Genomic DNA, 18,145 nt, shown 5'->3' on the forward strand with positions numbered 1-18,145 from the left:
TTTTATCATAACGACCAGCAAGTTCCCCGGTATATCGATTTGTTCTGTACAAATAAAAACCGACCTAACGAGAGGTCGGCAAGAGGAAATTCAGATATAGGCCCGGTGGGGGTCGAACCCACAACCTACCGGTTAAGAGCCGGTTGCTCTGCCATTGAGCTACGGACCTGAACTGTTTTTTATTATAGCACTTTACGATAAAAAAATAAAGTCCCTCTCGGAACCTCCCACCTCAAAAAAATAACCCCGATGGGCTCGGGGCCAAGTCTGCTCATATTCAACATTCGAACTTTCGTAAGTTGTCCTACGTGTCGCTGTTTTATGCCCGTATTTCTCATCAAGTCTTTCACAATAAATGACAAAATTTACCGGGGTTTGATGATAGAGCAAATGTAACACAATCTAAAAATGGGGAGATTTCGTCCAAGCCATTCCATTTTTTCGCATTATAATAATGGTGATATTTACAATTTTTTAACAAACGGAGGTCATTCAGCCGTGATAATTAGGTATAAAATCAGGAAGAAAATTAAAGGAAAAAAAAAGATTGGATCAGGCGCACGGCGACTAGTATATGATTTGGGTAATGGCACGGTGATAAAGATTGCTAAACCAAAGGGCGGGATCAGAAGCAATAAAAAAGAGTTTGTTGTCTATAAATCCTCTACTTATAAGATAAAAAAGCATCTTGGCAAAATAAAAAGCATGGGCGCAGATATGACTGGTTAATCATGAAAAAGTATTCCAAGAAGTTCCCAAAATCAAAAAAATATAAACGAAAATTGTACAAATTAAAAAAATTATTCAAGAAAAATGGGGTCATTCCATATGAAATTATGAGACGCCGTACCGGTAAACCCAATTTTCAAAACTTACGGCTGAACAAAAAAGGAAAAATCATCGTTATTGATTATGGAAATTTTAAATTTATCCGTAATAACCGTTTATCAAGCTGAAGCATGAAACCACAAAAAGAGGAAGAACCCTCCCGGATCTCCGCTTCCCTGAACCGGCATAAAATAAAATACGTGTCCGAGCGACTGGCACGCAAGCGTGAAAGTCACAGCGGACACGTATTTGCTTCGAAAAGGAATTATCCAATGCTACCTTCCATCTCAAACTTGATCAAACGGTTCATTTCGACCGCATATTCCATCGGCAGCTCTTTGGTGAACGGCTCAATGAAGCCCATAACGATCATCTGGGTCGCTTCCGCTTCCGTCAATCCGCGGCTCATCAGATAGAAGAGCTGATCCTCGGATACTTTGGAGACCGTCGCTTCATGCTCCAGCGTGATGTTATCATTCATGATCTCGTTATACGGGATCGTATCGGACGTCGACTGATTATCCATAATCAGCGTATCGCATTTGATGTTGGCTTTCGAGCCCTGGGAGTTGCGCCCAAAGGAGGCCAGACCGCGATAAGTGACCTTACCGCCGTGCTTGCTGATCGATTTCGAGACAATCGTCGAAGTCGTATCCGGAGCCAGATGTATCATTTTGGCGCCTGCATCCTGATGCTGTCCTTTGCCGGCAACGGCGATAGACAATACCATGCCTTTAGCGCCGCGGCCTTTAAGAACAACGGCAGGATACTTCATGGTCAATTTCGAACCAATGTTGCCGTCGACCCATTCCATTGTAGCATTCTCTTCAGCTACGGCCCGTTTGGTAACGAGGTTGTAGATATTCGGAGCCCAGTTCTGGATCGTCGTATAACGTACGCGGGAGTCCTTCAAGCAAATAATTTCAACGACGGCGCTGTGCAGCGAGTTGGTGCTGTAAACCGGCGCCGTACAGCCTTCGACATAGTGCACGAAGCTGCCTTCATCGGCGATGATCAGCGTCCGCTCGAACTGCCCCATGTTCTCGGAGTTGATCCGGAAGTAAGCCTGCAGCGGTATTTCCACCTTTACGCCCTTCGGTACATAGATGAAGCTGCCGCCGGACCATACGGCGCTGTTCAGTGCAGCGAACTTGTTATCGCTGGGAGGAACAATCGTTCCGAAATATTTTTTGAAAATTTCCGGATGCTCTTTAAGAGCCGTGTCCGTATCCATAAACAGAACGCCCTGATCTTCCAGATCCTTCTGCATGCTGTGATAAACAACTTCCGATTCATATTGGGCAGAGACGCCGGCCAAAAACTTCTGTTCCGCTTCCGGAATTCCCAGCTTGTCGAACGTTTCTTTAATTTCGGTAGGAACTTCCTCCCAAGTTTTACCTTGTTTTTCGGAAGGTTTTACATAATATTGGATATCGTTAAAATCGAGATCATCCATATTTCCGCCCCAACGCGGCAATGGCATCTTCATAAACTGCTCCAGGGATTTCAAACGGAATTCCAGCATCCATTCCGGTTCGCCCTTCATTCTGGAAATTTCCGTTACGATTTCCGGGGTCAGCCCTTTACCGCTTTGAAATACGGCTTTGTGCTCGTCACGAAAACCATATTTATACTCTCCGAGTTCCGGCATTTTTTTTGCCATCGTTCTCAGCCTCCTTATTTCGCATTGGATTGTTCAATACCTTTTCGCAAGGCATTCCAAGCAAGTGTGGCGCATTTGATCCGGGCCGGAAATTTATTCACGCCGGACAATGCTTCCAAATCCTCATATTCGAATTCAACGTTTTCGCCCTTCATCAGCCCGGAAAATTTCTCTGCCATCTCAAGCGCTTCTTCCAGCGTTTTGCCCTTAACGGCATCTGTCATCATGGATGCGGAAGAGAGACTGATCGAGCATCCTTCGCCCAAAAACCTGGCCGCTTTGACCTTACCGTCTTCCACCTGCATTTGGAGCTGGATTTTATCTCCGCAGGTTGGATTGTTGAGATTGATGCTGACCGCTTCGCCTTCAAAGGTGCCGCGGTTACGCGGATTTTTATAATGATCCATAATGACTCTGCGGTACAAATCATCCAATTGCATGACCGAAATACTCCTTTGCTTTGATTAGAGAAGCGATCAAACGGTCTACATCGGTTTCGTTATTATAAAGATAAAAGCTTGCGCGCGCGGTAGCCGTTACATTAAGCCAACGCATCAGCGGCTGGCAGCAATGGTGTCCCGCACGGACGGCGACACCGTTAGCGTCAAGAACGGTTGCGACATCGTGAGGATGCACATCATCCAAGTTAAAGGTGATCAGCCCCGCCCGGTCTTTCTGCGGACCGTAGACGGTCAGCCCTTCAATTTCAAGCATCCGCTCCAGAGCGTATGCCGTAAGCTCCTTCTCATGCTTGTCGATAACATCCATTCCAATGCTCTCGAGAAAATCGATGGCTGCGCCGAGGCCGACAGCCCCTGCAATAATCGGCGTTCCCCCTTCGAACTTCCACGGCAGGTCCTTCCATGTAGATTCGAACAGTCCGACATGATCAATCATTTCGCCGCCGAACTCGATCGGTTCCATTTCCTGAAGAAGTTCCTTCTTGCCGTACAGCGCGCCAATTCCAGTGGGGCCGCACATTTTGTGACCGGACAAAGCGTAGAAATCGCAATCCAGCACCTGAACGTCAACCTTCAAATGGGGTGTGCTTTGCGCGCCGTCTACGACGATTTTGGCTCCGTTCCGATGGGCAATCTCGGCAATTTCCTTTACCGGATTCACCACTCCAAGCACGTTAGAAACATAAGTCACGGATACGATCTTGGTATTGCCGGTAATCGTTTTTTCTACATCCGCCAAGCTAATGGTCCCGTCTTTTTGGAGCGGAATATATTTTAAGACAGCTCCGGTCGCCTTGGCCACCTGCTGCCATGGTATGAGATTGCTGTGATGCTCCATCGGAGTAATCACGATCTCGTCTCCCTTTTGGCATACGGCTCTCGCATAGCTGGAAGCTACCAGATTGAGGGCTGTCGTCGTACCGCGGGTAAAAATAACTTCTTCCGTGAATTTTGCATTAATGAAGCGGCGCAGCTTTTCGCGCGCCCCTTCATAAGCATCCGTTGCCCTTGAACCAAGAGTATGCACACCGCGGTGCACATTAGAATTATCCCACTCATAATAATGTTTAACCGCCTCGATGACGGACACCGGTTTCTGGGACGTAGCCGCCGAGTCCAGATATACCAGAGGATGACCATTCACTTCCTGATGAAGAATGGGAAACAGCTCCCGGAGTTCTGCCGTATTCATTGTCCCAGCTTCCTTTCGACCAGCTGACGCAGCTGCGATCCGATTTGCTCTAATGGAATCTTGGATACCACCGGATCCAAAAACCCGTAGATGATCAAGCGCTCAGCCTCTTGTTTTGAAATACCCCTGGACATGAGATAATAAACTTGTTCCGGATTAACCTGGCCTACAGATGCGGCATGGCCCGCTTTCACATCGTCTTCGTCGATAAGCAGAATCGGGTTTGCATCGCCTCGCGCTTTCGGGCTCAGCATCAGTACCTTTTCGGTTTGTTCACCGTTGGCTTTGGTCGCGCCTTTTTCAATTTTTGTCACACCGTTAAAAATCGCTGTCGCCGTATCGCGCATGACCGCACGGGTAATCATATTGCTCTCGGAATGCTTGCCAAAGTGTACCGCACGGGTCGTTACGTTCAGTTTTTGATCCTCGGTACCAACGCAAATGACTTTGGCATCCGAATTCGATCCTTTGCCCTTCAGGAGGGTCGTCGTATCGGACATCGCGTTGCCGTAATGCATCTCTCCGATTATCCATTCCACGCTGGCGTCGTTTTCTACCACGGCGCGGCGGTAAGTCAAATTTGTTACGCTCTCGTCCAGGTTGTGAACGGAAGCGAAAGTAACTTTGGCTTCGGGTTTAACAACGACCTCTGCCACGCCGTTATAGACCAAACCGTTGAGCTTGCCTTGAGAGATGAAATTGTCAACGTAAGTAACCGAGGCATGCTGTTCGGCTACGATCAGAACATGCGGGGAGAAGACGGCTTCTCCGTCATCGGTTATGAACAACGCTTGGACAGGCACTTCCACCTGAACGTTCTTGGGCACGTACAAGAATACGCCGCCGCTCCATAATGCCGTGTGCAGCGCGGTCAAGCGGTTCTCGCTTTTGTCCACGACGCTCATGAAATACGGCTTCACCAGATCTCCGTGAAGGTTCAATGCTTCTTCCAGACTGGTAAAAATCACGCCTTGCCGCTTCAGCGATTCGGATATGCTGCTGTAGATCACGCCTGAATTATGCTGCACCAGCAAATTATCCGGCTGTCCCTGACCTTCGTTTTGAAGCAAGCTCTTGGCTTCGGCCGGCAGCTCGTCGAGAGAACGGGCGGCCTTTACCGGTTTATAGTTTCCGAAGGATTGAAGATTCCAACGGTCGATTCTTGTTTTTTCCAATTTGGGCAATTCCAGCGATCCTGCCAGCTCCAGCGCCTCTTCGCGCAACGCGGTCATCCATTCCGGCTCCCGTCTTGCTTTGGACTGCTCCACCAAGCTCGCACGATCGATGGGAAGAACGGTTTGTGTACTCATTGATAATTCCTCCTGTTTTCCTGATCGGTCGCTTAAAATTTAGGAGCCGTAGTATTCATGGGCATCTTGAATTCTTCTTCATCTTGCCCTACTCTTTCGTCAACGATGCCGAGCTCTTCCTTGATCCAGTCATACCCTTCGTTTTCCAGACGCTCGGCCAGCTCCGGTCCGCCCGACTTCACGATGCGGCCCTGCATCATCACGTGAACAAAGTCCGGTTTGATGTAATTCAAAAGGCGTTGGTAGTGCGTGATGATCAGGAAGCCGCGATCTTCAGAGCGCATCGCATTGACGCCTTCCGCCACAATGCGCAGCGCGTCGATATCCAGACCCGAATCGATTTCGTCGAGGATGACGATTTTCGGTTCCAGCATCATCATTTGCAATATTTCGTTGCGCTTCTTTTCACCGCCGGAGAAGCCTTCGTTCAAATAACGGTGCATGAACTCAGGGTTCATCTCCAGATCTTTCATTTTGGCTTCCATTTGACGAATGAACTTGATCAGCGATAATTCGTTGCCTTTGCCGCGGCGGGCATTGATGGCGCTGCGCAGGAAGTCTGCGTTGGTGACGCCTGTAATTTCACTTGGATACTGCATGGCCAGGAACAGGCCGGCACGCGCTCTTTCGTCTGTCGCCATTTCCAGTACATCCTCGTCGTTAAGCGACACGGAACCGCCTGTGACTTCATACTTGGGATGTCCCATCAACGTGGAAGCCAACGTACTTTTGCCCGTTCCGTTCGGTCCCATGATGGCATGCACTTCGCCGCCATTGATGGACAAACTGAGTCCTTTCAAAATCTCTTTTCCTTCGACAGTTGCCTTCAAACCGTCTATAATCAATTGTGGTCTTTTCGTCATAACCATTGAGCCTCCAACTTTGAGTTATTCTTTATTAATAATTATTTTAAAGTGATTCTCACTGATTCTCAATTATATTATACCTTACATGTAAAAATCAATAAAGACCCGTTTTTAACCCAACGCGGCCTTTAATTCGGAAATTTGAGCGATCCATTCCTTATCCGCCAGAACCGGCCGGCGCGGAACTTTATTCAAAAGGGCCGGGGGCAGACTTATCCACGACTTGCACCCGTTATATTCGGAAAGCACCGGTATACGCACCGCCTGGTCCAGTTCATATACTCTGAGCAGCATGAGATGCAAGGGCTTGGTCCGTTTCCATTTGAGCCGCTCCTCGGCAAAAGAATCGGTCCAAATGTGAAATCGCGCGATACGGTCCAGTTCCTCTTGAGACGAGATGAGGATGTCCTCCGCAAGCTCTGCGTAGCAGTTGATGACCGCCTCCGTCTGCCTGCCGCTCCACCCGGCCTCTACTTCTTTCACTTCGCTTCGGTATTCGGGCTTGATCAATTCTTTTTTTTGATGCTCGTAGGTCGGATATAAATAAAAGCTCTCGCTTTCCACTTGAAAGTCCTTCGTTTCCTCCCGGATCCCGCCCTTTCGCATAATCAGAAGCTGACGGCCTGTCCGCAGCGCCTCAACCGCCACCGCCCACTCCTTCAAGCCGACAGCTTGTTCTTGCTCCAGTCCGCGCATGCTGTACCCCCCTTGTCCTATACTGCGCTAACCTTTTCCATTTACGATATTATAGTTCTTCATCCAAAACAATGCAATTCCGATGCGGCATAAAAACAATCGCTTATATCGATAATAAAAATGCTGCATCAAACCAAAAACGAGGAGGATGAAGAGCTATGCGCGAAGGACTGATTCCAACAGTTTTGGGGACAGCTGTCACTGCGTCCGGAGCCGCTCTGCGCAACAAATATCCGATGGCCGCCGCGGCGGTCGTGGGGTTTGGACTGGCACACGTCGTTTTGGGAGCTATCGATTTGGTGGAGCACCGCAACAAAATGTTTTAATCATCTTATTTTGCTGGGTGAACGAAAAAGGGAAGGCATCATAGCCTCCCTTTTTTCATATTATAAGATTTTATTTGCCGTCGTATACATACACAGCCGCTTCACGGATCCGTTCGAACTGCTCCCGGTTAACTTTCATAGGATTGGCCTGCAGGGCACCGTCCGGATTTACCGCCGAAACCCATCCCAGGATAAGCAGCACTGCGACAGCGGCAGCGGTAAAAACGATGCGCTCGAAACCTTTCTTCATGAGTCAATCCCCTTCATCTTTATGACCTCAGCCATCATTGTATAAGTCATATATGATGCAAATATAATCGGGATGTGAACTTTTTGTAAAAACCCCCCGTCCCTGCAAGCTTGAAAAGCCAAAAACTTTCAACTTCTATTCCCAACGCGGCGGTATTTGATTTATACTAGAGGTTACAAGTTATGTCATGTAGAAGGAGGATGTTCCATGTCCGCATATCGCGCGCTTACGGAAGCCGAAGCGATTGATTACGCAAGACAAATACCCGACCTGTTTCAGAAGGACAGCGAGCTGACCAGCAGGGAAATCGGAGACGGCAACTTGAATCTGGTGTTTCACATTTCAGAACCTTCAACCGGCAAAAGCATTATTCTCAAACAGGCGCTCCCCTATGCGAAAGTCGTCGGGGAATCCTGGCCTTTGACGTTGGATCGCGCGCGCATCGAGAGCGAGGCCCTGATGATTCAGGAATCGCTGTGTCCTGACCTGGTGCCGCATGTCCATGCCTATGAACCGGAGCTTGCGCTGACCGTCATGCAGGATCTCAGCGACCATGTCATCATGCGGCGCGGCTTGATGGAACGGAATAAATACCCGCTGTTTGCAAGTCATATCGGAACGTTTCTGGCCCGGACCCTTTTTTACACTTCCGACCTGGGCATGAACCAGCAGGATAAAAAAGAACAGGTGAAGCGCTTCATCAATCCGGAGCTGTGCAAAATCACGGAGGATCTCATTTTTGACGACCCGTATACGGATTCGCCGAACAATAACGTCCCGCCCGCCATCCGTGATGCGGTGGAAGCGGTGTGGAAGGATACGGAGCTGCATCTGGAGGTCGCCATCCTCCGCGAAAAATTTCTGACGCAGGCGCAGGCGCTGATTCACGGAGACCTGCATACCGGAAGTATTTTTATCAAGCCGGATTCGACCAAGGTCATCGATCCTGAGTTTGCTTATTACGGCCCTATGGGCTTTGACATCGGAGCTGTACTTGCTAACCTGCTGCTGAATTATGCAGCTCAGGAAGGCTGGAGCCCGGACGCCGCATCCCGTCAGGATTACCGGAATTATCTTACCCAAACGATCCGGGATATTTGGAAGAAGTTTGACTCCGAGTTCAGGGCGCTCTGGGACGAACACGGTGTGGACCGGATGTCCAAGACCCCCGGATACCAGGATTTGTACATGACACGGCTACTGCAGGATACGTTCGGATATGCGGGCTGCAAAATCGTCCGCCGCGTCCACGGTCTCGCGCAGGTAGCCGATATCAATAAGCTGGAGGACGAAGCAGCCAAAGAACGCGCCCAACGGATTGCTTTGGCGATCGGCACAACGCTGATCAAGTCTCACCGCAAAGCGGAGTCGATTGAACAAATGATTGAGATTGCGGAAAAAAACGTCAGCTAAGGGTTGGAATTAGACAAAAGGAGCAATGGCCGTCATGACGATAGAACAACAACATACGCAAGGTTGGCTGCAATCCGTCCGGTGGAACTCGCTGGAGGATCATCTGGACCTGCTCGATCAGCGGCGGCTGCCGGAAGACATCGTTTACCTTCAGCTGACCACCTCGGAGCAGGTATGGGACGCCATCAAGCAGCTCGCGGTCCGCGGCGCGCCGGCCATCGGCATCGCGGCGGCGTTCGGGGTATATCTCGGCGTACGGAAGTTCTCCGGCAGCCGTGAAGCGCTGCTGGCGGAAATAATCCGCCAATGCGATTACCTGGCGACGTCGCGTCCGACGGCGGTGAATTTGTTCTGGGCGCTCGACCGGATGAAAGCACGGGCGCAGGCGCTGCTTGGTGGAACTGCCGAGCCTGTCGGCGTGGATGCAGTGAAGCAGGCGCTTCTGGACGAAGCCCGCGCCATTCAGGCGGAAGACGAGGAAACATGCCGCCTGATCGGCGAGCACGCCTTGTCTTTGTTTGAGGATGGCATGGGCGTCCTTACGCACTGCAATGCGGGCGGTCTCGCCACGGCCCGGTACGGCACGGCGACGGCGCCGATGTATCTGGCCAAGGAAAAAGGCATGTCGCTCAAGGTGTTTGCCGACGAGACCCGTCCTGTTCTGCAGGGAGCGCGGCTGACCGCATTCGAGCTTCAGCAGGCCGGGATCGACGTCACTTTGATTTGCGACAATATGGCAGGGGCCGTCATGTCCAAAGGCTGGATACAAGCCGTAATCGTCGGTACGGACCGCGTAGCCGCCAACGGAGACGTAGCCAACAAAATCGGCACATACAGCGTGGCTGTCCTGGCCAAGGCCCACGGCATCCCGTTCTATGTGGCATGTCCGATGTCAACCATCGATCTGAATACGCCGACCGGCGCCGACATCCCGATTGAAGAACGGCACGAGGACGAAATTACACAGGGCTTCGGAAAGCGTACGGCGCCGCAAGGCGTAAAGGTGTATAATCCTGCCTTTGACGTCACGCCGAACGAATATGTCACAGCGATTATCACGGAAAAAGGCATTATCCGCGCACCCTACGCGGAAAATTTGAAAAAACTGTTTGCGTAGAAGCCGATGCTTCGGGGATATCCCCGCTTCAGCGTAATAATGGAATTCAGCGGCCTGTACTGCAGCCGATATTCCAGACACTGGACTTATTGGGCTCCGAATGCACAAGCGGCTTACTTAACCAAATGGACCCTGCTTCTGTTAGTGAAGCAGGGTCCATTTGATTTATCCGGCTGGAGGAGGAACAGGTACAACCTTTACGGGCTTAATCTTACTGAGCCAATATTCGACGTCCCTTGTGCCGAAGCCCCCGCCATAGACATCGGCACGATCATTGATTTTACTTAGTATATCGCTGATATCCCGCAAACCGGGATATTCAAGATCGGGTCCGGTGAGGACCAGCACAGGACTATTCCTCAGCCCCCATTTGACCCCGATCGCTTTTAAGGTTTGGCCTGGAAACAATCGCGGCTTATTCTCCGGATCATATAAAGCGCTTGACAACGTAGGATCGGTGCCGTCTACGGTATAATAAATGGCTGCGTCAGCCGGCAAGGTCGACAATGTGACTTCAAACCACATATTGCCGGCGGGTTGAAGAGAAGGCACAATGGCGCCGACCTCCCGTCTTTGGTCTCGGATCACATCAATCCCAAAGGTCTGTGTCATCCCGCTTTGCGCTTGTACAACGACGGTGACGGGATTCGATCCTTCTTGCAAAAAGGAAACCTCAATGGACTGAGTCGTCGGATCGAAACGGGCCCCGGTTACCTGAACAATAGACGCGTAATCGGAAATGATCGGATCAAGCGTCACATGGGACATCTCGTTGGGTACCGTCACGATAAAGCGATCCGGGGCCCGCTCTACTACAGCCGATGGCGATTGGGCGTAAAGATGTTTAAGCTCCGCATCGTTCGACGGCGGACCTATCCTAATGGTCCATCGGCTTGGAATGTGTTCGACAGAATGAACGGTTAACGCGAGTGAGTACTGTTGTCCGTAAGGCAAGGAATCGATATGGATACGATTCATGTCACGCGTTACGCCTTCAGACGGGAACAAGTCAAACGTCGCTGACGGATCGCTTAAAACCACGTCCAGATTGGCCTGGTATACGCTTGAGGTAACAGGCATATAGAATGTTTGCAGATGCTCGTAAGGAATGAGCGGAGTCCCGTTATATGTCACTCCGGTAACCGTTGCCTGATATGGAAGAGTTTTGATGATATCCAGCGTATACAGCTTCTTCGTAAGCTGGTCCGCCGCAGTCACTTCAATCTTCGCCGTATTGTTCACTTCGGGAAGAAAAATGTGAAACGGCTCATTTTCCGGAAGCAGTTTCCCGTTTACTCGAACCGTTTGGCCGGGTTTCCGATCTACCGTCCCTTGTATACGATTTACGTTCCCCGGTACGTTCCAGGTAAGATGAGTATCGTCCAGATATCCTTGGCCGGCGCCGCTTTCGTTAGCTGCCACATAAGTCAGATCCGCGGGTTCAATACGGTTTAGCGCAGCCGGACCGAGCACATTGGCTATATAACCTTTTCGGTGCAAATCTCCCCAGTTCTTAAAAAAACCTCCGGAAACCCAAATATCCCCGTTGACAAGCGGCAGAAGAGCCGATACGCCGATGATGTGCCCGGGGCCTCCCATCGTTTGTTTCCAATGCTCTTCAAGCGACGTTCCAAACTTGTATACGTATCCCTTGTGCACGTCAGGATTGCCTGACGATATCGCTATTCCCCCTACGACAAATCCGCCGTCCGGCGCGGCCGCCAAAGCTCCATTACCGTTTGGAACCCATAAATCCGGCAGCAGCCGGGCTTCATCCGCATAAGAACCGTCTTCTTTGACGACATGTAACTCGGCGTTACCGACATGGGGGGGGAACGACTCCCGCGTCCCCAGAATGACATACCGGTCTTCACCTGCTTGCGCAGCCGACACATAGGCCATCGGAGCCAAACCGGATTTCACCAATCCGTCCGTTCCGAAATCGTTAACCGGAGAAAGCGTGTCCGCGTCGGCGTTATAATGAACTTTAGCCAGAAGACCGTGATTCGCCTGCGTTACCCGATCCCGGGCATAACCTACGACCAAATAATGATCCGAACCGCCGACTTTGACGATTTTGTTTGCAAAATAAGAATCCGCTCCTGAAATCGTAGTCTGAGACAGGATCTGCAAGACCGGATCCGCATTTATTTTTAAACGGTACAGTTGTATGGCCCAAGCGGAATTGATATTCCGGTTGACCGCAATGATATACTCATCTGCGGACTCCATACGTACGATGGAGACGGGATCTGATTTTTCATCGCCTAATCCCGGGGAAAGAGCGGTCAAAGGTTGAAAGAAACCTGCCGGCCCTGCTCCGGGTATGGCCTCATAAACAGCCACAAAGGGACGATGCGTCCCACCCGGCGTATCCGCACGCGTTCCAACGACCAGATACCGGTTCTTTTTGATCTCCAGCACGTCATTCAGCTTGATATTCAACAGCGTGCTCTTCGCCGTGACTTCACCCTGCCCGTTCATCTTGTATAACTGGCTTGTCCCATAACGGGTACCCAGAGCGATCAGTCCCCCGTCCTCCGTCGGTTTCACGGTGGATATGTTCTGTGACATTTCGAACTCGGCAAAATGCTCCTCCAAGTGAAGATCCGGAGATTTGGCGCCCCTGTGCACGGTTAAAGTGTAAGGAGTATCCCCTTCTCCCACCCCAATCGTAATCCGGTTCGAGCCCCACAGCAGCGGGACAGGGTTCGAGGGATAGATAGACACCGAATGCTCATTCTCCGCTTCGGCAGCAATGGTCAGACGAGTGACGCTGCCGGAAACATCGATATCATATGTCCTGGTATTTGTGGAGAATTGAAAATCCGGAATCGCGTTGCCGTTTTGATCCGCGAGCGTTAGGGTATGTAATTCATATTCGATCGGATGGGCCTGTGTACGGTTGGCATCCATTTGCAAGAACAAGAAGAATAGCAGACATATGGCGGCTGCAAACCGAACCCTCTTCCGCAGCCCAAACAGGTGGATGCCGCAGTCCGCCTCCGGCTTGTGAATCATAAATTTAACTTCCTCTCTGTATAGATCTACCATCCCTATCATATCTTATTTTCGGCAGGAAACCGGATTTTTGATAGTTTTTTAGAAAGAAAGAGATCATCCGAAGACAGATGGAAGCCAAAGCTATTTCTTTTTCATGCCAATCATTATGATAATATAATAAATAATAAGAAAATAACTGACATACTCTTGAATCAAAGGACGATTTCACGGCAAGAAAAAGGGAGATAACGCAATGAATATCCTTAAATTCCGCTCGCAAAAGGAATTGAACCAGGCCGGAGCCGGCATGATCATCGAAATACTGCAAACGAATCCGGGAGCCGTCCTCGGGCTTGCCACCGGAGGTACGCCGGTCGGCATCTATCAGGAACTGGCGGCAGCGCATCGTCAAGGGCTGGTCAGCTTTGCGAAGGCCGCCGTATTTAATCTCGATGAATATGTGGGGCTTGAGCGCGGCCATCCTGAAAGCTATTACAGCTATATGCAGCGGCATTTACTGGGCAAAATAGACATTCCTCCGAAGCAGTGCCACATTCCCGACGGCATGGCGGCCGATTTGGAATCGGAGTGCAGGCGCTATGACCGCCTGCTGGAGGAAGCCGGGCCAATCGATCTGCAAATGCTTGGCATCGGTCACAACGGACATATCGGCTTTAACGAGCCGGATGAGGAACTGGAGCACGTAACGCACGTAGTCGAACTCCAAGAGCAAACGCGCGAGGCGAATGCCCGTTTCTTCGGCATGCCCGAGAAAGTGCCTGCACAGGCGATCACGATGGGAGTCGGAACGATACTCAAGGCCAAAAGGATTCTTCTTGCCGTCCGCGGACCGGACAAAGCCGATATTGTAAAAAGGGCGCTGCAAGGGCCGGTCACGACGAAATGTCCGGCGTCTTTTCTGCAGACCCATCCAGATGTAACGGTGCTTTTGGATACGGATGCGGGGAGTGGGCTAGGATGAACTCAAGAATAAAAACAACGCTTATCCTTCATGCGAACATCGTCACTTTAGACAGGGTCCTTGCACAAGGCTATGCTTTTCTGCAGGGGGACATCATTCAAGAGACGGGGCCTATGCAGGAGCTGGACCCGCAGCTCCTGCAGCTTGCAGAAGAAATCATCGATGCCGGCGGCTTCTGGCTGTTGCCCGGTTTTATCGATGTGCATGTGCACGGAGGGGACGGACATGACTTCATGGACGCGTCTGCCGAAGCGCTGGAAGGAATTACACGCTTCCATGGGAGCCACGGGACAACGACGATGCTGGCGACGACGACTGCTCCGCAAGAGGAGCTAGCAAAGGTACTGCAATCGGTTCATTCGTTCCGGAATAAACAAATGCCCTATGCACAGCTGGAAGGAGTACATTTGGAAGGACCGTTCATCAGTCCGGCATATCCCGGCGCCCAGAACCCCGCCTACATCGTTGCACCCCGGCAGCAATGGATAGACGATTGGACAAGGCAGTACCCGGGGCTGATCCGGTTGTTGACACTGGCTCCCGAAAGGGAGGGCGCGTTGCCTCTCATCGAGAAGCTGTCCGGTCAAGGGATCGTTGTCGCTTGCGGTCATACCGACGCTACTTACGCACAAATCAGAGAAGCCGTCCGGCACGGCCTGCGCCATGCGGTTCATACGTTTAATGCGATGAAAGGGCTGCATCACAGAGAGCCGGGCGTCGTCGGCGCCGTCTTGACCGAGGATGCCATCGGTGCGGAAATGATTGCAGACGGCCGCCATATCCACCCGGCATGCATCCGTCTTCTTATGCAGGTGAAACGCAGCGATAACCTGATGCTGGTTACGGACGCCATATCCGCCGCCGGGCTTGGCGACGGGGATTACCGGTTCGGCGGGCTCGAGGTGACAGTACGAAACGGAGCCGCCACATTAAAGGACGGCCGCACCTTGGCTGGCAGTACCCTGACGATGATCGATGCGTTTCGGTTCATGGTCAACACCATCGGCGCATCAGTGCCCGAGGTCAGCAGGATGGCCAGCCATAACCCTGCCAAGGCTCTCGGCATTGCGGACAGGACCGGAAGTATTGCGCCCGGTAAACAGGCCGATCTGCTGCTGGTGTCTCCGGAGCTGTCGATCGACAAAGTATGGGTGAAGGGCAGCCTTGTTTTGTTCTAAAATGGAAAAATAAAATCCCGCCGATGTTCGTTATAACGAAATCAGCGGGGAACCTTGAAGCTTGATAAAGTCTTAGCCGCGGCATAGCGAATAAAAGCCTGTTTAGATGAACGGACTCAGGTCCGTTACTTTCCAAACAGGCTTGGTTGAATTGATGTTCCATATGAACGTCCGGCTGAGCCGCATGAACGGAGAAGCCTCGTCCAGCAGAGTCATTCCAACACTTCATGGGTATGCGATAATGCGCTGCCGCTGCAAGATCGCAAGCATCCGTCACAGGCGCATCAGCTTCCGCTGCAATATGTCCTGCCTCCATTATTCGGGTGACGGCCGTCCTCTTATGATGGCATTAAACCCGTTCATTCACCATACGGTTCGTCAACGAACCGAGCTTCTCGATCTCGATCGTCACGACATCGCCGTCTTTAAGGTAGACCTGCTTATCCTCCGGATATCCCATAACCACACCCTCCGGTGTTCCCGTTAGAATGATGTCCCCCGGTACCAGCGTCATATGTTGAGAAATGTAGCTAACGATTTCGTCGCAATGGAATATCATATCCGACGTATTGGAATTTTGCCGCACTTCACCGTTTACGATGCTGCGAATGCCGAGGTTGTTCGGGTTGCCGACTTCATCGGCCGTCACCAAGTACGGTCCAAGCGGACTGAAGCCATCGCAGGACTTACCGAGCAGCCACTGCTGCGTACGCATTTGCAGATCGCGGGCGGACAGATCGTTCACGTTGCAGTAGCCAAACACATAATCCAGCGCGTTTTCTTTCGCCACATATTTCGCCTGCTTGCCGATCACAATGCAGAGCTCGGCTTCATAGTCCACTTTGCTGCTGACGCTCACGGGCAGCGGCACATCATGTCCGTGGCCGGTTAACGTATTGTTGAACTTGTTAAACAATATCGGATATTTCGGAATCGGCGAATTCGTCTCCTCTGCATGCTTCCGGTAATTCAGTCCGACACAAATGATTTTGTTCGGATGGGTTACGCAAGGTCCAAAGGTCAGCTTGGATTCATCCAGCACATACGCTTCGCTGCCGCCCGCCGCCAAAGCCTGATCAACGAAATTCTGCAGCGCGCTGACCGCCGCCGGGCCGCCTTCGATCACTTCATGTACGGTTTGCGGAACCGTCTGTCCCGCATTTTGCAGCGTTTGAATCGCTTTTCCAATATGTATGACGCCCCGGTCTGTTTTCACGCCAAGTTGAGCGTTTCCATTCTCCAAAAATGTAAGCAGTTTCATAATTGCATATCCTCCTCAACAGTTTTGTTTTATCAGGCATTCTTCCCGAACGTGGCTCCGCCATCAATGTACAGCGGGGAGCCCATCATGAACCGGGATTCGTCCGATGCGAGGAACAATGCCGCATTCGCCACATCCTCCGGACGGCCTAGCTCGCCGCTCAGCTGACGCTTTTTGATCGACTCGATCGCTTCCTCCGGATTGTCGTAAGACTTTTTGAGGTAATCTTCGACAAACGGCGTAAAAATGGTCCCCGGCAGCAATGCATTGACGCGAATATTGTAAGACGCATAATCGACCTGCATTGATTTGGTCAAGGCCAGCACCGCTCCCTTGCTTGCGGAATAGGAAGCTCGCCGGGCGAGTCCGATTTCGGCAATGCACGAGGACATGTTGATGATCGAGCCTTCCCTGCGCTCCATCATATAGGGCAGCACGAATTTGCAAGGCAAATAAACGCCCCGGATATTGACGCTGATAACACGGTCCCAAGCCTCCGGCTCCACTTCGTGTATGGCGCCGACACCGCTGACGCCGGCATTGTTGAACAGAACGTCGATACGTCCGTACCGGCCAATCACGGTGTCTACCATCGCTTGCACCGATTCCGGGTTCGTCACATTCGCCTGCACGAATATGGCCTGGCCTCCGGCGGCTTGAATGTCCTCCACCGTTTCCTGCCCTTTGTCCTCATGCAGGTCGTTGACGATCACGGTCGCGCCTTCTCTTGCAAACAACAGCGCCGAGCTTCTGCCTATGCCCGATCCGGAACCGGTGATCAGCGTAATTTTGTTCTGCAATCTCACGGGAATCACATCCTTTGCTTTTTACTCCGTTATTGCGGGTTTTGTGACAATCGTTTGGCCAAGGCGCAGATCTCCTCTTTGGCGAGTTCCCGCTTCTCCTCCCATTCGTGCTGGAACATGGAGCAGCTGATCGCCGCTATGACCTTGCCGTCCGCGTCTCGCACCGGCGCCGCCACACAGCTAAAGCCCATCACCGCCTCCTGCAAATCATATGCACACCCGTTTGCTCTGACCTCGGCCAACTGACGGTACAGCTCCTCGCGCGATTGAAGCGTATGAGGCGTAAGCCTCGGTTCCAGCTCCCCTGAAGTGTACAGAGCATCCAGCTCGGCCCGGTCTTGAAAAGCCAGCATCACTTTCCCCAGCGCCGTGGCATGGGCGGGAAACTTGATCCCGGGTTCCGAAGCAAGGCGTACGGGAGAGGGCATCTCTTCCTTGGCTAAATACAGCACCTCGCGCCCCTCCAGCTTCGCCAGCTGGATCGTCTCCTTAATTATATGCTTCGTGATGGAAGCCTCCTTGCGGAAACGGTCGATCAAGCTGAACTGTTTGAAAAAAGCGTTTCCAATATAGCCTAGTCTGGAGCCCAGCGAATAGGTGCCGTCGCTCTCGCGCACAACCCATTCAAGCGCTTCCATCGTATTCAACAAGGAAAACATGGAGCTTTTATGGATGGCCAACCGCTTGGACAGATCGATCAGCTTCAGCCCGGACGGCTGCTGGGCGATCACCTGCAGCACATCGTTCGCTTTTTCGAGTGCCGGTACCCAATACTTCTTTTCCATGCAACCTC

At 51.4% G+C, this 18,145-nt stretch carries 17 protein-coding genes and 1 tRNA gene; 6 read left to right on the top strand and 12 right to left on the bottom strand.

What is annotated here, in order from left to right:
- Positions 1–97: 97 nt before the first annotated feature.
- Positions 98–169: transfer RNA gene (locus EXW96_RS15800), tRNA-Lys, on the bottom strand.
- Between the two features lie 329 nt (positions 170–498).
- Here EXW96_RS15800 and EXW96_RS15805 point away from each other — a divergent pair.
- A complete protein-coding gene (locus tag EXW96_RS15805; RefSeq protein ID WP_174350937.1) occupies positions 499–729 on the top strand; it encodes a hypothetical protein in 231 nt (76 codons plus the stop codon).
- A 364-nt stretch (positions 730–1,093) separates the two neighbouring features.
- On the opposite strand, the gene sufB is transcribed toward EXW96_RS15805, so the two are convergent.
- From sufB to EXW96_RS15835, 6 genes are all read right to left on the bottom strand, one after another.
- On the bottom strand, positions 1,094–2,491 hold the full coding sequence (sufB, locus tag EXW96_RS15810) for a Fe-S cluster assembly protein SufB (RefSeq protein WP_062406913.1): 1,398 nt from the start codon (positions 2,489–2,491) through the stop codon (positions 1,094–1,096).
- 14 nt (positions 2,492–2,505) lie between these two features.
- Positions 2,506–2,931 carry a Fe-S cluster assembly sulfur transfer protein SufU gene (sufU, locus tag EXW96_RS15815; RefSeq protein WP_062406911.1) on the bottom strand — a complete coding sequence of 142 codons (426 nt, stop codon included), beginning with the start codon at positions 2,929–2,931 and terminating at the stop codon, positions 2,506–2,508.
- The gene (locus EXW96_RS15820; RefSeq protein ID WP_174350938.1) at positions 2,918–4,144 is read right to left on the bottom strand and encodes a cysteine desulfurase; all 1,227 of its coding nucleotides are present in this window, start codon (positions 4,142–4,144) and stop codon (positions 2,918–2,920) included. Before EXW96_RS15820 ends, sufU begins: the two co-directional genes overlap by 14 nt.
- Positions 4,141–5,454 (bottom strand): Fe-S cluster assembly protein SufD, encoded by a 1,314-nt coding sequence (gene sufD, locus EXW96_RS15825; protein ID WP_074727258.1) that lies wholly within the window; start codon positions 5,452–5,454, stop codon positions 4,141–4,143. Before sufD ends, EXW96_RS15820 begins: the two co-directional genes overlap by 4 nt.
- 32 nt (positions 5,455–5,486) lie before the next feature.
- Positions 5,487–6,317, bottom strand: a complete 831-nt coding sequence (gene sufC, locus EXW96_RS15830) for a Fe-S cluster assembly ATPase SufC (RefSeq protein ID WP_174350939.1) — start codon at positions 6,315–6,317, stop codon at positions 5,487–5,489.
- A gap of 114 nt (positions 6,318–6,431) precedes the next feature.
- Positions 6,432–7,016, bottom strand: a complete 585-nt coding sequence (locus EXW96_RS15835) for a DUF1802 family protein (protein ID WP_174350940.1) — start codon at positions 7,014–7,016, stop codon at positions 6,432–6,434.
- Between the two features lie 158 nt (positions 7,017–7,174).
- Here EXW96_RS15835 and EXW96_RS15840 point away from each other — a divergent pair, with 158 nt between their 5' ends.
- Positions 7,175–7,342: a hypothetical protein gene (locus EXW96_RS15840; RefSeq protein ID WP_054817164.1), complete on the top strand. Its 168-nt coding sequence runs from the start codon at positions 7,175–7,177 to the stop codon at positions 7,340–7,342.
- Positions 7,343–7,412: 70 nt separating this feature from the next.
- Here the strand turns inward: EXW96_RS15840 and EXW96_RS15845 are convergent, their stop codons facing one another.
- Positions 7,413–7,592 carry a hypothetical protein gene (locus EXW96_RS15845; RefSeq protein ID WP_174350941.1) on the bottom strand — a complete coding sequence of 60 codons (180 nt, stop codon included), beginning with the start codon at positions 7,590–7,592 and terminating at the stop codon, positions 7,413–7,415.
- Between the two features lie 207 nt (positions 7,593–7,799).
- On the opposite strand from EXW96_RS15845, the gene mtnK reads away from it, so the two are divergent.
- Together mtnK and mtnA are read left to right on the top strand one after the other, a co-directional pair.
- Positions 7,800–9,005, top strand: a complete 1,206-nt coding sequence (gene mtnK / locus EXW96_RS15850) for an S-methyl-5-thioribose kinase (RefSeq protein ID WP_074727261.1) — start codon at positions 7,800–7,802, stop codon at positions 9,003–9,005.
- Between the two features lie 25 nt (positions 9,006–9,030).
- Positions 9,031–10,122, top strand: a complete 1,092-nt coding sequence (mtnA, locus tag EXW96_RS15855; protein ID WP_373864963.1) for an S-methyl-5-thioribose-1-phosphate isomerase — start codon at positions 9,031–9,033, stop codon at positions 10,120–10,122.
- Between the two features lie 165 nt (positions 10,123–10,287).
- On the opposite strand, the gene EXW96_RS15860 is transcribed toward mtnA, so the two are convergent.
- Positions 10,288–13,143: a cadherin-like beta sandwich domain-containing protein gene (locus tag EXW96_RS15860; RefSeq protein ID WP_254611400.1), complete on the bottom strand. Its 2,856-nt coding sequence runs from the start codon at positions 13,141–13,143 to the stop codon at positions 10,288–10,290.
- Between the two features lie 235 nt (positions 13,144–13,378).
- On the opposite strand from EXW96_RS15860, the gene nagB reads away from it, so the two are divergent.
- Positions 13,379–14,107 (top strand): glucosamine-6-phosphate deaminase, encoded by a 729-nt coding sequence (gene nagB / locus EXW96_RS15865; protein ID WP_174350942.1) that lies wholly within the window; start codon positions 13,379–13,381, stop codon positions 14,105–14,107.
- Positions 14,104–15,285, top strand: a complete 1,182-nt coding sequence (nagA, locus tag EXW96_RS15870; protein ID WP_174350943.1) for an N-acetylglucosamine-6-phosphate deacetylase — start codon at positions 14,104–14,106, stop codon at positions 15,283–15,285. The genes nagB and nagA overlap by 4 nt, the downstream gene beginning before the upstream one ends.
- 349 nt (positions 15,286–15,634) lie before the next feature.
- Here nagA and EXW96_RS15875 read toward each other — a convergent pair whose 3' ends face one another.
- The 3 genes from EXW96_RS15875 to EXW96_RS15885 are packed head-to-tail and all read right to left on the bottom strand — an operon-like array spanning position 15,635 to position 18,137.
- A complete protein-coding gene (locus tag EXW96_RS15875; RefSeq protein WP_054817156.1) occupies positions 15,635–16,546 on the bottom strand; it encodes a fumarylacetoacetate hydrolase family protein in 912 nt (303 codons plus the stop codon).
- A 32-nt stretch (positions 16,547–16,578) separates the two neighbouring features.
- On the bottom strand, positions 16,579–17,352 hold the full coding sequence (locus EXW96_RS15880; protein ID WP_074727265.1) for an SDR family NAD(P)-dependent oxidoreductase: 774 nt from the start codon (positions 17,350–17,352) through the stop codon (positions 16,579–16,581).
- 29 nt (positions 17,353–17,381) lie between these two features.
- Positions 17,382–18,137 carry an IclR family transcriptional regulator gene (locus EXW96_RS15885; protein WP_074727266.1) on the bottom strand — a complete coding sequence of 252 codons (756 nt, stop codon included), beginning with the start codon at positions 18,135–18,137 and terminating at the stop codon, positions 17,382–17,384.
- Positions 18,138–18,145: the final 8 nt, after the last annotated feature.

The organism is Paenibacillus sp. JMULE4, from assembly GCF_013337105.1.
GTDB classification, from domain to species: Bacteria; Bacillota; Bacilli; order Paenibacillales; family NBRC-103111; genus Paenibacillus_G; species Paenibacillus_G naphthalenovorans.